1 protein-coding gene is annotated in these 284 nt (G+C 29.9%); it reads left to right on the plus strand.

The genetic code is table 11. The features are described 5' to 3' along the window. Positions 1-5 precede the first annotated feature (5 nt). A complete protein-coding gene (locus PZC42_RS22850; protein WP_368860285.1) occupies positions 6-167 on the plus strand; it encodes a PDZ domain-containing protein in 162 nt (53 codons plus the stop codon). Positions 168-284 lie beyond the last annotated feature (117 nt).

Genomic DNA, 284 nt, shown 5'->3' on the forward strand with positions numbered 1-284 from the left:
GATTATTGAAGGGAGATTTAATTGTAAAATTTGATGATAAACCAGTTAAAAATTTGAAAGATTATTCCAACTTGCTCAAAGAACACCAACCCGGTGATGTTGTTACAATTGAATATGTGAGAAATGGGGAGCACAAAACAACAAAATTAACTTTAGGAGATCGATAGTTAGATAATTGTACTGCATTAAGTGTTTTTCTATTATACTGCAATTATTACATTTTTATGTGTCGGGGAAAACAGAAGATTTATGAGAATGGCAAATAATCAGTAGGTTGTAATATT

The sequence above is a fragment of the Isoptericola croceus genome (assembly GCF_029382255.1).
GTDB lineage: Bacteria > Actinomycetota > Actinomycetes > Actinomycetales > Cellulomonadaceae > Isoptericola > Isoptericola croceus.